The 15,803-nt window shown below is 66.6% G+C and carries 7 protein-coding genes, 1 tRNA gene and 1 pseudogene; 4 read left to right on the top strand and 5 right to left on the bottom strand.

The features are described from left to right. Positions 1 to 434: 434 nt before the first annotated feature. A complete protein-coding gene (locus G335_RS0106260; RefSeq protein WP_018144560.1) occupies positions 435 to 1,766 on the bottom strand; it encodes a choice-of-anchor D domain-containing protein in 1,332 nt (443 codons plus the stop codon). 390 nt (positions 1,767 to 2,156) lie between these two features. Here G335_RS0106260 and G335_RS13825 point away from each other — a divergent pair. The 4 genes and pseudogenes from G335_RS13825 to G335_RS0106235 all read left to right on the top strand — a co-directional run bounded on the left by G335_RS13825 (position 2,157) and on the right by G335_RS0106235 (position 6,459). After that, positions 2,157 to 2,861, top strand: a pseudogene (locus G335_RS13825) (2OG-Fe(II) oxygenase). 101 nt (positions 2,862 to 2,962) lie between these two features. Next, on the top strand, positions 2,963 to 5,098 hold the full coding sequence (locus G335_RS0106245) for an adenosylcobalamin-dependent ribonucleoside-diphosphate reductase (protein WP_018176196.1): 2,136 nt from the start codon (positions 2,963 to 2,965) through the stop codon (positions 5,096 to 5,098). 19 nt (positions 5,099 to 5,117) lie between these two features. Further along, positions 5,118 to 5,825 (top strand): hypothetical protein, encoded by a 708-nt coding sequence (locus G335_RS0106240; RefSeq protein ID WP_026182036.1) that lies wholly within the window; start codon positions 5,118 to 5,120, stop codon positions 5,823 to 5,825. 205 nt (positions 5,826 to 6,030) lie between these two features. After that, a complete protein-coding gene (locus G335_RS0106235; protein ID WP_018144556.1) occupies positions 6,031 to 6,459 on the top strand; it encodes a hypothetical protein in 429 nt (142 codons plus the stop codon). A gap of 230 nt (positions 6,460 to 6,689) precedes the next feature. On the opposite strand, the gene G335_RS0106230 is transcribed toward G335_RS0106235, so the two are convergent. From G335_RS0106230 to gltB, 4 genes are all read right to left on the bottom strand, one after another. After that, positions 6,690 to 6,766 (bottom strand) — tRNA-Ile (locus G335_RS0106230). 103 nt (positions 6,767 to 6,869) lie between these two features. Beyond that, complete coding sequence (rpoD, locus tag G335_RS0106225) at positions 6,870 to 8,819, bottom strand: RNA polymerase sigma factor RpoD (protein WP_255349372.1); 1,950 nt, start codon at positions 8,817 to 8,819, stop codon at positions 6,870 to 6,872. A gap of 177 nt (positions 8,820 to 8,996) precedes the next feature. Next, positions 8,997 to 10,778 carry a DNA primase gene (gene dnaG / locus G335_RS0106220; protein WP_018176195.1) on the bottom strand — a complete coding sequence of 594 codons (1,782 nt, stop codon included), beginning with the start codon at positions 10,776 to 10,778 and terminating at the stop codon, positions 8,997 to 8,999. A gap of 391 nt (positions 10,779 to 11,169) precedes the next feature. After that, on the bottom strand, positions 11,170 to 15,633 hold the full coding sequence (gene gltB, locus G335_RS0106215; protein WP_018176194.1) for a glutamate synthase large subunit: 4,464 nt from the start codon (positions 15,631 to 15,633) through the stop codon (positions 11,170 to 11,172). Positions 15,634 to 15,803: the final 170 nt, after the last annotated feature.

Below are 15,803 nucleotides of genomic sequence, written 5' to 3'. Positions count from 1 at the left end.
CTGATTCCCCGATCCTGCATTGTTCAGCATGCCGCTTTCGCCAAGTGGGGTCGAGTCCCGGCCCATGCGGCTTCCGGTTTTCCGGAGACGCCTCGCGCCCGTGCGCGGAGGCGAACGCCCCGGAGGCGCGAAGGTGTCGTGTCTTGCGGCTCCCAAGTCGATTTCTCCTGGTGAAGTCCACGTTTGGATGCCGGCCGCTGCCGGGGCTGCCATCGGATTCGGGAACAGGGGCTGCGCCCGGTCTGGAAGCGGGCGTTCGTCGTGACGACCATGGGATGAGGCCGCGCCGGCCGGTGGATGGAGCCACCTGGACCGGCGGCTCCATCCATCGTGTCCGAACGCGGCCTGGTTGACGGACATCACCGCCGATATCGTCGGCTTCCGCAACGAGCGCCGTCCCCGCACCGAAAATGGCTTTCGGGCGAATGCCGGAATTACGGTCCCGAACAAGCCTGGATGGTCTTGGTCCCTGTCGCGTCCTTGACACCCTCGTACGCTACGGTGACCTCAAGTGAGGTTCCTTCTTTATCTGAGAGGTCGTCGAACTCGATCACATATTGATACTCAAAGAGTAGCAGGGCCACTTGCAGAAAGGCCTGTTGGAGGTTGGCGTCACTTGCTGGCTGGTAGAACAAGCCGCCCGTGCCGTCCGCGAGCCTTTGTAGTTCATCTTTCTGAGCTTCCTGAAGGAATTCGCCGAACCCGATGGTGAAAACAGGGATATCCGCTCCTACCGCCTCACCGATAGTGTCGTGCAGCGCGGCCTCCGTGTCCTCAACAACAGTATCTTCGCCGTCGGTCAAAGCGATGACGGCCTTCCTGTCGTTGTTGCTGCCGGGATTATCGAACCGTGCGATGGCTTCCTCGGTTGCGCCGTAGAACGCGGTGTCTCTGCCGAGGTCGGGCGGATTGTTGATCGCGGCCTTCAGTATGTCCTTGTCGGATTTGAAATACTCGGTCATGGGCTTGACATCGTCGGCGTACTTGATGATGTCCGCCTCATCGTTGTCCTGCATCGCGTCTACCAGCGATGTCGCGCCCGCCTCCATGTTGTCTACAGCGTCGGGGAAGTCGGTGATACTGCCGCTATAGTCCATCGTGATGCTGAGAGAGAGGTCGGTGTAGTTTCGGCTGATCGGTTGCACGCCATAACTACCGGGGGCGAACCCTGCAAGAGTGAAATCGCCAGCGACCAAGTTCGGAATGGGGAAGTCGGCCTGGTCGGTGACGGACACAAATGCCTTGGGGGGAAAGGCGCACGCGTTGACCTGGTTGACGTTGACGTGGATCGACTTGATTGGTTCGTAAGTGCCCCTCAGAACGCCCCCGAACGTGGGGGTGTTGGGGTCATCGCTTTGCGCAACCAACAGGGCATTGAACTCGCCGAGACGCACAGGCTTGAATTCAGCCACAACGGTACAGCTGCCGCCGGCCGGGAGGTCAAACGGGGGCGCTCCGCAGGGGGCGTTGCCACCCGACTCGTCCAGCTCAAACTGGTTTGGGTGATCCCCAAACAGACTCATGCTCGAGATGTTGTGGGTTGTTGTTCCCTCGTTGCGGATGATGAACTGCCGAGGGAGCACGTGATCCTCGTTGCCTTCCGTAATAATCCCGAAATCGAAACTCTTCGGCACCACCGTGATCCCGGAAGCCGTGTTGCCACCGCCGCCATCACCGCCGCCCCCGCCACCGCAGCCACTCAGGCCAAGGGACGCTGCCAGCAGGGCTGGTACCAGGAGTCGGGACTTTCCATATTCAAGCGTCATGGCTTTGTTTCTCCATCGATGGGCGGGGTGACCGGATCGGTGCCCTGCAAGGGTTGCGGGTGCCGGGAACGGTCAGGCGGCGCGTCGGGTTGTCCGCCGGGAACCTGATTACGGAGAAAATCTAGTGGAAGAACGAGAACTGGGTCCGTGCGGTGCCGAACATAGGCGACCCGGCCGCGCCAGAACCCCTGTCGTCCGGAGGGCTCCCTTCTGCCTAAGAATAATGATGAATGAACGCCGAGGAAGGCACGCCGTTACCCCCTCGTTATCGCGCCGGGGTCCCGTGAAGCGGGGTGCTACCCCGATTAAGCGGATATTTGCCCGGTATACTGCTTCGGCAAGCACTTGCCTGTGTGCCACCACGGCGGCCCGAATGGACGACCCCTGCGCGTGAATCTGCCTCTCCCGCGGCCCGAGTGGCCATCCCCCACCGAGATCGTTCCGGCCTGCCTGCCGAGGCCGTCTGATGTTGCATTCCCCGGAACCCGCGAGCCGGATGACTGGCTAGATGCCCTAGCGAGCGATCAGTTGTTCGTCTGGCCTGATTTCCTGCCCGCGTCGACGGTCGACGCCCTGCGCGACGAGGTGTATGCGCTGCGGGATGCGGCGCGGCTGGAGCAGGCGCGGATCGGGCGTGCGGGGGAGCGCCATCGCGACCGGTCTACACGTGGCGACTGGATTCACTGGCTGGATGGTTCGAGCCCCGCCCGGCAGGCGTTCATGGCGCGCCTGGACGAGATCCGGCTGCAGGTGAGGCGGTCGCTGATCCCGGGCCTGTTCGAGACGGAATCGCACTTCGCCCTGTATCCGCCCGGGCACCCACTACGCCTGGGACGTGGGCGCCTTCCAGGCCGGTAACTGCCGCCGCCTGTCGCTGATGTCCTACCTGAACCGCCACTGACGCGAACGCGACGGTGGGCAGTTCGCGATCTACGAGCGCGAAGGGTGCGAGATCCGCCGCATCCGGCCGCGGGCGGGGACGCTGGTGCTGTTCCTCATGCCGTGTTGTCCACTCGCCGCTGGCGCGCCAGCATCGCCTCCTGGATGCGCATCCGCGACCTGCCGAACCCGCTCGCCAGCCTCGACCGCTTCTGATGGATGCCGGCCGCGCTGCCTTGCAGCGTCCGCCGCCGGCGCCCATGATCGGAGAACGGGCTTCCTGAAGCCCCGGATCGAACGCGGAGCGGCGGGCCATCATGGGCGACAGCTGGCAATCGCATGACAACGCGCTACCCCCTCGGGACACGTCGCTCGACGTGCCGTTGCAGCCCTCGTCCTATGCGATCTGGGCCGAGCGCTATCAGCTTCGCGATGCGCAGGGCGAGCCCGTGGACAGTTCGGTGGAGTCGATGTTCGACCGTGTGGCGCGGGCGCTCGCTGCGGTCGAGGTGCCGGGCAAGCGCGCGCAGGTCGAGCGGGACTTCCGCTGGGCGCTGGACAATGGCGCCATCCCGGCCGGGCGCATCCTGGCCAATGCCGCGGCCGAGGCGTACAAGCCGCACACCACGCTGATCAACTGCACCGTCTCGCGGACGATCCGCGATTCCCTGCAGGCCATCCTCGATGCCAATACCGCTGCCGGCCTGACGCTGAAGGCCGGGGCCGGCATCGGCTATGACTTCAGCACGCTGCGCCCGAAAGGTGCGCTGGTCGCGGGCGCCGGGGCCCCGACCAACGGTCCGGTCGCGTTCATGCAGATCTTCGACCAGACCTGCCGGACCATCGGCGCGGCTGGCGGGCGCCGCGGGGCGCAGATGGCGACGCTGGATGTCGGCCACCCCGACATCCAGCGCTTCATCCTCGCCAAGCGCCGCAAGGGGCGGCTGACCCAGTTCAATCTCTCGGTGCTGGTGCGCGACGCCTTCCTGGAGGCGGTGGAGCGCGACGCGGAGTGGGCGCTGGCCTTCCCGCTGTTGCCTGTAGAGCGGGACCAGGTGGCCGCATCCGACATCGTCTACCGCGACTGGCCGGTGATCGAGGACGACTACCGCGTCGATGAACAGGGCCGCGTCGCCTGCCGCATCTACCGCCGCGTCCGTGCCCGCGAGCTGTGGGAGGCCCTGATGCGCAGCACCTATGACGTCGGGGAACCCGGCGTTATCCTGATCGATCAGGTCAATCGCCAGAACAACGCCTGGTTCGACGAGGTGATCCGAACGACCAACCCCTGCGGCGAAGAGCCGCTGCCGCCGGACGGGGCCTGCCTGCTGGGGTCGGTGAACCTGACCGGGTTCGTCTCTGCGCCGTTCGCCGAAGACGCGACATTCGACTGGGCCCGTTTCGAGCGCGTGGTGCGCGTATTCACGCGCATGCTGGACAACGTCGCGGATATCTCGGGGCTGCCGCTGCCGGAGCAGCGCGCCGAGATGCTGCGCAAGCGCCGCCACGGCATGGGTATCCTCGGGCTCGGTTCGGCGCTGGCGATGCTGGGGGAGGTCTACGGATCCGAGTCGGCCGCAGCCTTCACCGGGGAGGTTTGTCGACGTCTCGCGCTGGAGAGCTGGCGGGTCGGGCTGGATCTCGCGCGGGAGAAGGGCCCGGCGCCGATCATGGACGAGGACTTCACGCTGACCGCGGACATGCTGCGTCGTCAGCCGGCGCTGGCCGAGGCCGGCTATCGGGTCGGCAACGTGCTGAAGGGGCGCGAGCTGCACGCGCGCTTCAGCGCCTACATGCAGCGCATCGCCGGGGAGGACCCGGCCCTGGTCGCGGCGCTGGCGGAGGAGGGCGCGCGCTTTACCCACGCCACCTCCATCGCGCCCACCGGCACCATCAGCTTCTCGGTCGCCAACAACGCCAGCAACGGCATCGAGCCGACCTTTCTCCACCACACCACGCGCAACATCCGCCAGCCCGGGCGGCGTACCCGCGAGGCGGTGGACTGCTATTCCTTCGAACTGCTGGCCTACCGCGCTCTGGTCGATGCCGAGGCGGGGCCGGGGGATCTGCCCGCCAACGCGATCACCGCGGACCAGGTCAGCGTGGACGCCCACATCCGCATGCAGGCCGCCGCCCAGCCGTGGGTGGACTCGGCCATCTCCAAGACGCTCAATGTCCCGAGCGAGTTCCCGTTCGAAGACTTTCAGCAGGTCTACCTGCAGGCCTGGCGCGCGGGGCTCAAGGGTTGCACCACCTACCGGCCGAACCCGCAGGCGCAGATGGGCGTGCTGATGGACCCGGAGCGCCTGCGCAGCACCTGGTACACCTTTACCCTGGCGGATGGCCAGGAGGTGACCCTGCGCGGCGACGAAGATGTGGAGTACGAGGGCCAGGTGCACACCGCCGCCAATCTCTTCGCGGCGCTGGACGAGGGCTACTACGACGATGTCTGACGTCATCGGGGAGGACACGATGCACCGGATCGACCAGCCCATCATCGCCGTTCGCCGCTCGGATGTTGCGGCAGGAGAGAGTCCACCGCCGGGCGACGATAACCCGCTGGGCAAGCGTATCCCGTCGCGCCCCGAGGGCGAGCTTGAGTCGGTCACCGAAAAGGTCCGCTACTGGACCCAGGAGGGGCCGCAGACGGTCTACCTCGTGGTCAGCTTCGTGGCCGTTTCCGGCACGGTGGGCGGCGAGCGTGTGACCATCGAGCGCCCGATCGAATTCTTCCTGCCCACCGGGCAGCACTCCGAGTCCTACCAGTGGATCTCCGCCACCATGCGCAGCCTGTCGCTGGCGGCCCGCGGGGGCTACGCCACCCACGCCCTGCGCGACCTGCGCAAGGTCACCTGGGATCGCGGCCCGGTCCGCTGCGGCACCAACGAATACGGCAAGCCCCTCTACCATCCCTCCGAGGTCGCGGCCATTGCCCACGCCCTGCAACAAATCCTCCAGCGCCGCGGCTTCCTCGATCCGGACGGCCAGCCGCGCCCGCTGCGCGAGCTTGCTGCCACCTTTCGCGACCAGGACCTAACCCCTGATTCCGCCGCAGCCGTGACCCTGGAGGCACCGGCTCAAACAACCATCGGCGCAGCCCCCTGCCCCCAGTGCGGCGGCCACCTCGAGATCATCGACGGCTGCCCCACCTGCCGCGACTGCGGCTATTCCAAGTGCTAGTTCCTTCGGCGACAGGAAAGGGCGCGCAGCCTCCCCGTGGTCCGCCCGAACAAACCGAGGCCACCGGCCCCTGACTCGTCGGTGCCGGTGGCCCTCATCGCGTATCCACCAGCATGGATAACCCCTCGGCCGACAGGGCCGCCGTGGAAATCTCAAAGGGGGTCTCGTAGTCTCCCCGGCTCGTCCATTCCGCTCTGGAGACATCGTGGCCAACATCCTGAACCCGTACGCCGACGAGCAGCCCGAGTCGAAGCACATCGTGCTACGTGCCCGCAGTGGCCAGGCGGTCTCCGCCAATTTCACCCTGCAGGATCGGCGCGGGCGCGAAAGCGCGGCGGAATACCTGTTTCATCTCTATTCCACCATCAAGCAGAAGCTGGGCGAACCGGTCCTGGATACTGCTGCACCATCGCCGGACGACCAGACCGCCATGCAGCGACTGATCCTGTACTCGGCCGGCGCCCACGACACCATGTTCGGCACCTTTAATGCCTCCAGTGCCTCCTCGGAGATGCCGGAGGAGGAGCGAAACGAGTTCGTGGAGATCTTCCTGCTGGCCAGCGCCACGGTCATCGAGGGACAGCGGATCACCGTCGACCTCCAGCGCGGCCTCATCACCGCCGAGGCGCCCTGAGCGCAAGGTCCCGCGCGGGGCCGCTGCCGCAGGGGGCGTATTGCCCGTGCAGATGGGTATGGCTGCATGCCGGCTCGTTACAGGGACGGGCTTGTGCCGTAAATCTCGGATGGGAGTCGTGGGCCCGGTTGGGTGGAGGCCGGCTGCGTAGCGGCGCGAAGCCTGGCTTCGCGAGGCCGGAACGGCGTGCGCCGGGATAGTCCGACCCGCCCAGCGCGAGCGCAAGCGAATGGTGGGCCCGGTCGGACTCGAACCGACGACCAAGGGATTATGAGTCCCCTGCTCTAACCAACTGAGCTACAGGCCCGTATGCGGGGAGCGTACAAACGACTGCGGCGCCATTCTACCCGCAAGGGGAAGATGGCGCCGCATCGCTAGGTCGGGTTCCGGCCGCCGGGCCGGGACGCCGGTTACTCGGCGTCGGTGTAGGTACGCAGCAGTTCGGCGCGGGTCGGGTGGCGCAGTTTGCGCAGGGCCTTGGCCTCGATCTGGCGGATGCGCTCGCGGGTGACGTCGAACTGCTTGCCGACCTCCTCGAGGGTGTGGTCGGTGTTCATGTCGATACCGAAGCGCATGCGCAGGACCTTGGCCTCGCGCGGGGTCAGCGTGGACAGGATCTCGCGGGTGGCCTCGGTGAGGCTCTCCTGTGCGGCGGAGTCGGACGGCGAGGCGACCTTCTCGTCCTCGATGAAGTCGCCCAGATGCGAGTCTTCGTCGTCGCCGATCGGGGTCTCCATGGAGATTGGTTCCTTGGAGATCTTGAGCACCTTGCGGATCTTGTCCTCGGGCATCTCCATGCGCTCGGCCAGCTCTTCCGGGGTGGCCTCGCGGCCCATCTCCTGCAGCATCTGGCGGGAGACGCGGTTGAGCTTGTTGATCGTCTCGATCATGTGCACCGGGATGCGGATGGTGCGCGCCTGGTCCGCGATGGAGCGGGTGATCGCCTGGCGAATCCACCAGGTGGCGTAGGTCGAGAACTTGTAGCCGCGACGGTATTCGAACTTGTCCACGGCCTTCATCAGGCCGATGTTGCCTTCCTGGATGAGGTCGAGGAATTGCAGGCCGCGGTTGGTGTACTTCTTGGCGATGGAGATCACCAGGCGCAGGTTGGCCTCGACCATCTCTTTCTTCGCGCGGCGTGCCTTCGCCTCGCCGATGGACATGCGGCGGTTGATCTCCTTGATCTCGGCGATGTTCAGGCTGGCCTCGCGCTCGATCTCGGCCAGCTTCTTCTGCAGGCGCACGATCTCTTCTTCGTGCTGGGCCAGGGCGTTGGTGTACTTGCCCTTGGCCTTGCAGGCTTCCTTGATCCAGTCGAGATTGGTCTCGTTCTTGGGGAAGCTGTCGATGAAGGCCTTGCGCGGCATCTGGGCCTGCTCGACGGCGAGCGCCATGATGCGGCGCTCGTGGCGGCGGACGTGGTCGATGCTGCCGTGCAGCTGGGTGGTCAGCTGGTCGACCATGCGCGGGATCAGCTTGAACTCCATGAAGTACTTGGCGGTGGCCTCGCGCGCTACAGCGTAGGCCTCGCGGTTGCCCTTCTCGAAGGCCTTGTGCGCCTTGGCGTGCAGCTTGCGCAGCTTTTCGAAGCGCTCGCGCGCCTCTTCCGGATCCGGGCCGGTGTCCACCGGCTCGGCGGCTTCTTCGTCTTCCTCGGCGTCTTCCACCTCGTCGACGATGGCATCCAGTTCGGCGCTGGCCTGCTGCTCGGCGGCGGCCGCCGCAGCCGCCTTCTGCTCGTCCTGGGCCTTCTGGGCCTGTTCCGGTGTCACCAGGCCACGGGCCACGGCCTCACCGTTGGCGTGATCATTCGGGTCGATGAAGGAAACCACCAGGTCGGTCAGGCGGCCATTGTTCTCGACGATCCGGTCGTATTCGCGGATCAGCCGTTCGATCGCGCCCGGATGGTGGGCGAGCGCGAACAGGACCTGCATCAGGCCCTCTTCGATGCGCTTGGCGATGCGGATCTCGCCTTCGCGGGTCAACAGCTCGACCGTGCCCATCTCGCGCATGTACATGCGCACGGGGTCGGTGGTGCGGCCGAAGTCGCTGTCGGCGGAGGCGAGCGCCGCCACGGCGTCCTCGGCGTCGTCGTCGGCAGAGACCGAACCGTCGGACAGCAGAAGGCTGTCGGCGTCCGGGGCCTGCTCATGCACCGCGATGCCCATGTCGTTGATCATCGCAATGATGTCCTCGACCTGGTCGGAGTCGATGATCGAGTCGGGCAGGTGATCGTTCACCTCGGTATACGTGAGGTATCCCTGCTCCTTGCCCTTGGCAATCAGTTCCTTGAGCTGGGATTGCTGCTCTTCACGATTCATTGCGGTCGTACTCCGAGGTGCTTGTTTGAGCCGTCGCAAGACGGCTCAAGGAAAGTGGGACGCAGAAAAATCAATCCTACATTGTAGCAGAAGATTCTTATATTGCCGGTGGCCTGATGGATTCTCGGGTCAAGGCTGGGTCGCGACCCGGCTCTGGGGCGACCTCCTTGACCGCTATGTTGAGGGCGAATCCGGGCGCTTCAAGCCCCGGCGGCGCTATTTGGGCAGGTCGAACCGCTGCAACTGCTGGGTAAGACGGGCGAGCTCGGCGCGTTGTTCCGTTCCGAGTTCGGAACCGGGGCGAGTCAGTTCACGAATTCGCAATCGATAGTGCTGACGCAGGAGCTGGCGGGCGCAGTCCAGCGCCGTCTGGCGGGTGACCGCTAGCTCGCCGTCGTTGAGCTCCTGGTGGGCCAGGGCCATGAGTCGCTGAAAGTGGCGCTGGTCGCGAAAGCGCTCCAGCAGGCCGGCCGTGTGGCGTCCAGGGCTCTCGTCCAGGGCCGCGAGGACATTGCGCAGGGTCTCGGCGGCCGCTCCGGGCAGCTCGACGACCTGGCGGAACTCGGGCTGTGACCAGTCCAGTTCGGGGTGTTGCAGGACGCGGGCGAGCAGGGCACCCCACAAGGCCGGGGCGCTCTCGCCGCGCGCGGGCGCACGGCCGCCGGGGGTGTCGGGGAGCTCGTGACCCGGGCCCGGTTCAGGGTTGCGGGCAGGCTGGGTTGGCTGTTCCGCCAGGACCTGTTCCAGTCGCTCCTGGCTGAGCCCCGTCTCCTGTCCGATGCGTTCGACCAGCTGGTCACGAAACAGCGGATCGCGGGCGGTGGCGACCAGCTTCATCGCCGCGTGGGCGAAGCGGGTGCGGCCTTCGGCGGTGTCGGTGGGGTGCTCCTCGCGTTGCAGGCGCATCAGGGTCTCGGACAAGGGCAGGGCGCCGGCGAGGCGCTCCTCCCAGCCGGCCAGGCCGTCGCGCAGGACCAGGCTGTCCGGGTCGTCGCCCTCCGGCAGGAACAGCACGCGCACCTCGCGCAGGCCCTGGATCGCGGGCAGCGCCTCGCCCAGCGAGCGCCAGGCGGCGCGGCGGCCGGCGGCATCGCCATCGAAGCACAGGGTGATGCGCGAGACCTGGCGGAACAGGCTGTCCAGGTGGGCGCGGGTGAGCGCGGTGCCCATGCAGGCCACCGCGCGGTGAAAGCCGGCGCGGGCCAGGCCGACCACGTCCATGTAGCCCTCGACCACCACGATGTCGTCCAGCCGGGTGCCGGCCTTGCGCGCCTCGAACAGGCCATAGATCACCTGGCCCTTGTGGAAGACCTCACTTTCCGGACTGTTCAGGTATTTCGGTTCGCCGTCCTCGATCAGGCGCCCGCCGAAGCCGGTGATGCGCCCGCGCCGGTCGCGGATCGGGAACATGATGCGCGCGCGGAAGCGCTCGCGGATACCGCCGTCGTCGCGCCGCGCGGCCAGGCCGGCATCGACCAGTTGCTGCGGAGTGAAACGTGGCTTGAGCGCCTCGATCAGCCCCGCGGGCGGGGCCCAGCCGATCTGGTAGTTGCGTGCAGTGGCGCCGTCGATACCACGGTTTTTCAGGTACTCGACTGCCCTGGGGGTCTGGCGCAGTTGCTGCACGTACCATTCGGCGGCCGCGTCCAGCGCGTCATACAGCGGGGCATGGGCCTCGCGGCGGTCGTCGTCCCCGGCCTCGCGCGGAACCTCGAGCCCGGCCTGTTCGGCCAGCTGCTCGATCGCCTCGGGAAAGCTCAGGTTCTCGTACTCCATCAGGAAGCTGATGGCCGTGCCATGCGCCCCGCAGCCGAAGCAGTGATAGAACTGCTTTTGCGGGGAGACGTAGAACGACGGCGTCTTCTCGCCGTGGAACGGGCAGCAGGCCGCGAACTCGCGCCCGGCCTTCTTCAGGCTGACGCGGCGCTGAATGATCTCGACGATGTCACTGCGTTCGAGCAGATCGTCGATGAACGCCTGGGGGATGAGGCCTGCCATGGGGTCGCTGCGTGTTCCTCGGAGTCGTGCCGGTGGTTGGGTTCGCATGATAGCCCAGCGTCGGGCCGCAACACGTCATTGCGGCACGCCTTGGCCGACGGGGCAAGACCCGGCGGTTTCCAAGGCGGACGCCGGGGTTGCCCGTGGAGATCGCCACGTCGCTTCGCTCCTCGCGATGACGGTGTTTCGCTCTCCCGTCATTGCGAGGAGCCGGAGGCGACGAAGCAATCGTTATCTATGGCCCCCGATTCCGGTGCGGGACGCGGGACTGGATATTACGCGCTGCTCCTTTGCCACGGTCCCTGTTGGGTCCTGTAATGACGGACTTTTACGCGCGCAAACAAAACGGGCCCCGTGAGGGGCCCGAATCGTAGTGCTGCCGGATGGCGGGTCAGGCGGCCTGGCGCAGGTTGGCCAGCAGGCCTCGGAGTTCCGAGGCCTTGGGCTTCACCAGCCAGAACGAGCCCTGGTAGTCGTCGAAGCGTTCCAGGATTTCGCGGCCCCAGGCGCTGTCGGTCTCGTGCACGAATTCCGTGACGAGTTCCTCCAGGTAGTTCCGGTGCGCCTCCATCTCCTCGGTGTCGAGGCGGTGCAGGTCGATCAGCTCGTTGTTGATGCGGTCCGGGAAGTCGTTCTCCCGATCCAGCACGAATGCGAAGCCGCCGGTCATGCCCGCGCCGAAGTTGATGCCGGTATTGCCCAGCACCACCATCACGCCGCCGGTCATGTACTCGCAGCCGTGGTCGCCGATGCCTTCCACCACGGCGATCGCGCCGGAGTTGCGCACGCCGAAGCGCTCGCCACACTGGCCGGCCGCGAACAGCTTGCCGCCGGTCGCCCCATACAGGCAGGTGTTGCCCATGATGGTGGTGTCCTGGCTGGCGAAGCTGGAGCCCTCCGGCGGCCGGATCACCAGCTTGCCGCCGGTCATGCCCTTGCCGACGTAGTCATTGGCATCGCCTTCCAGGTACAGGTGAAGGCCGCCGGCATTCCACACGCCGAAGCTCTGCCCGGCCGTGCCCTTCATGCGCACGGTGATCGCGGCGTCCGCCATGCCCTGATTGCCGTGGCGCTTGGCAATCTCTCCGGACAGCCGCGCGCCGATCGAGCGGTCGGTGTTGGCCACGTCGAAGTGGTATTCGCCACCCGCCTTGCTCTCGATGGCCTGGAGCATCTCCGCGACCATCTTCTCGGCGAGCTCGCCCTTGTCGAACGGTTCGTTCTTCGGCGCCTTGCAGAAACGCGGCTTGTCGGCCAGGTCGCCGCTGGCCAGCAGGCCGTTCAGGTCCAGGTGCTGCTGCTTGGGCGTCTCGCCAGGCAGGATCTCCAGCAGGTCGGTGCGGCCGATCAGGTCGGTCAAGCTGCGCACGCCCAGCTTCGCCATCCATTCGCGGGTCTCGCGGGCGACGAACTGGAAGTAGTGCATGACCATCTCGGGCAGCCCGATGAAGTGGTTCATGCGCAGCACCTTGTCCTGCGTGGCCACACCCGTTGCGCAGTTGTTCAGGTGGCAGATGCGCAGGTACTTGCAGCCCAGCGCGACCATCGGGCCGGTGCCGAAGCCGAAGCTCTCGGCGCCCAGGATGGCCGCCTTGATCACGTCCAGGCCGGTCTTCAGGCCACCGTCGGTCTGCAGGCGCACCTTGTCGCGCAGGTCGTTGCCGCGCAGGGTCGCGTGGGTCTCGGACAGGCCCAGCTCCCACGGGGTGCCGGCGTACTTCACCGAGGTCAGCGGGCTGGCGCCAGTGCCGCCGTCGTAACCGGAGATGGTGATCAGGTCGGCGTAGGCCTTGGCCACGCCGGCGGCGATGGTGCCGACCCCGGCCTCGGAGACCAGCTTCACCGAGACCAGGGCATCCGGGTTGACCTGCTTGAGGTCGAAGATCAGCTGTGCCAGGTCCTCGATAGAGTAGATGTCGTGGTGCGGCGGCGGCGAGATCAGGGCGACGCCCGCATTCGAGAAGCGCAGCTCCGCGATCATCTTGTTGACCTTGTGGCCCGGCAGCTGGCCACCCTCGCCGGGCTTGGCGCCCTGGGCGACCTTGATCTGCAGGACCTCGGCGTTGACCAGATAGTGCGGGGTCACGCCGAAGCGGCCGGAGGCCACCTGCTTGATCTTGGACATGCGCTCGGTGCCGTAGCGGGAGACGGCCTCGCCGCCTTCGCCGGAGTTGGAGCGCCCGCCGAGGCGGTTCATCGCGGTGGCCAAGGCCTCGTGGGCCTCCGGCGACAGCGCACCCAGGCTCATCCCGGCGGAGTCGAAGCGCGGCAGGATGTCGGCCTCGGGCTCGACCGCGTCAAGCTCGATCGGCTCGATGTCGTCGCGCACCTTGAGCAGGTCGCGCAGCACGGTCACCGGGCGTTCGTTCACCAGGTCCGCGTATTCCTTGTAGATCCCGTAGTCGCCGGACTGCACCGCGCGGTGCAGGGTCTGGATCACGTCCGGGTTGTAGGCGTGGTACTCGCCCCCGTGGACGTATTTCAGCAGACCGCCCTGGCCGGCGCTCTTGCGCGGGTTCCAGGCCCGCTTCGACAGCGTCTCCAGATCCGCCTGAATGTCGGCGAAGCGGGTGCCCTGGATGCGGCTGGTGGTGCCCTTGAAGCAGGTCTCCACAATCTCGTCGGACAGGCCGACGATCTCGAACAGCTGCGCGCCGCGGTAGCTGGCAATGGTGGAGATGCCCATCTTGGACAGGATCTTGAACAGGCCCTTGTTGATGCCGCGGCGATAGTTCTGCGCCAGGGTCAGCGGGTCCGCGTTCGGGATCTCGCCGGACTGGCACATGCCGTGCAGCGCGGAGTAGGCCAGGTACGGATAGATCGCGGTGGCGCCGTAGCCCAGCAGCACCGCGAAGTGGTGCGGATCACGCACGGTGGCGGTTTCGGCGACGATGTTCGCGTCGGTGCGCAGCTTGGCGCCGATCAGGGCATGGTGAACCGCGCCCACGGCCAGCGCGGCCGGGATCGGGCGGCGTTCCGGGTCGATGCCGCGATCCGACAGGACCAGCACCACGGCACCGTCGCGCACGGCCTCGACCGCGTGCTCGGTCAGGGCCTTCACGGCGTCCTCCAGCGAGCCGGAATGGACGTCGTAGTTGAGATCCATGCGCTCGATGCGGAAGGCATCCTCGGTCTGGTTGCACAGCTCGCGGAACTTGGCCTCGGACAGCACGGGGGAGTCGGACACCAGGCGGTGGGCGTGGTCCGGGGTCTCCTCGAACAGGTTCTGTTCGCGGCCGAAGCAGGTCTCCAGTGACATCACGATGCTTTCGCGCAGCGGGTCGATCGCCGGGTTGGTCACCTGGGCGAACTGCTGGCGGAAGTAGTCGAACAGCGAACGGGTGTGGCTGGAGAGCACCGCGAACGGGGTGTCGTCGCCCATGGAGCCCACGGCCTCCTGCCCGGCCTCGGCCAGCACGCGCAGGATCTGGTCGCGTTCCTCGAAGGTCACGTCGAACAGTTTCTCGTAGGTCTCCAGGCGCTCGGGCGGCATCGGCTCGCCGGAGAACAGCTGGTTGTCGTCCAGCTGGCTCTTCAGGTGCTTCACGTGCGCGCGCAGCCACTGGCGGTAGGGCTGGCGGGTGCGGTTGATGCGGTCGACGTCCTCGGGCTGCAGCAGCTCGCCGGACTCGGTGTCCACGGCGAGCATCTGGCCGGGCTTCAGGCGCCCCTTGGCGACCACGTCCTCGGGGGCGTAGTCGTACACGCCGATCTCCGAGGCCAGGGTGATGTGGCGGTCCTTGGTAATCACGTAGCGCGCCGGGCGCAGGCCGTTGCGGTCCAGGGTGCAGGCGGCATAGCGGCCATCGGTCAGCACGATGCCGGCCGGGCCATCCCAGGGCTCCATGTGCATGGAATTGTATTCGTAGAACGCGCGCAGGTCGGAGTCCATGTGCGCGACGTTCTGCCACGCCGGCGGGACCAGCAGACGCATTGCGCGGAACAGATCCATGCCGCCGGCGAGCAGGACCTCCAGCATGTTGTCCAGGCTCTGCGAGTCGGAGCCCTCCAGGTTGACCAGCGGTTCCAGCTCGGCCAGTTCCGGCAGCTTCTCGGTGGCGAACTTGTGCTGGCGCGCGACCGCCCAGTTGCGGTTGCCCTGCACGGTGTTGATCTCGCCGTTGTGGGCGAGGAAGCGGAACGGCTGCGCCAGGCCCCACTGCGGGAAGGTGTTGGTGGAGAAGCGCTGGTGGAACACGCAGATTGCCGTCTCCAGTTCCGGGCGCTTCAGGTCCGGGTAGAACACCGGCAGGTTGGCCGGCATCACCAGACCCTTGTAGGAGAGTACGTGCGCCGACAGGCTGGGCACGTAGAACACCGGGTCGTCGCCCATCGCGATCTCGGCGCGGCGGCGCACCACGAACAGCGCGCGTTCGAAGTCGGCCGCGTCCATCTCCGCCGGGGCATTGATGAACACCTGCAGGATGTGCGGCTGGCTCTTCATCGCCTCGGCGCCGCAGGCCTCTTCCGGATTGACCGGCACTTCGCGCCAGCCGGCAAGCCGGAGCGGGCCGCGCTCGATGGCGCTCTCCACGGCGGCGCGGGTTTCGGCGATCTTGGCCGGGTTGATGAACACGATGCCGGCGGCGAAGCGCTCGGCCAGTTCAATCTTCGACTCGGAGGCGAGGGTGCGCAGGAAGGCCTCGGGGGTCTTCATCAGGAGCCCGCAGCCGTCGCCGGTCTTGCCGTCGGCGGCGATCGCGCCGCGGTGGGTCATGCGTTCCAGGGCCTTGATCGCGGTGTCGACCACCCAGTGGCTGGCTACGCCGTCCATGTGCGCAATGAGGCCGAAGCCGCAGTTGTCGCGCTCGAATTCGGGGCGGTAGAGGGTGCCGTTCAGTTGGTTCTGTCGCATTGGTCAACTCCGGTCGCAGCGCGCGGGGCCGTACGCGGGCGCGGTACGTTGGTCAGGGCCGTCCCTGGAAAAAGAACACGGAAAAAGGCGCAGGAATATAGCCGAACCGTCATTCTCCCGGCAAACCGGGGCCGGTCAAGAAGACACGACATCGACGCAGGTTAAGTCGT

This window comes from Thioalkalivibrio sp. AKL8, from assembly GCF_000380525.1.
GTDB classification, from domain to species: domain Bacteria; phylum Pseudomonadota; class Gammaproteobacteria; order Ectothiorhodospirales; family Ectothiorhodospiraceae; genus Thioalkalivibrio; species Thioalkalivibrio versutus.
This window is presented reverse-complemented; position numbering and strand designations above follow the sequence as displayed.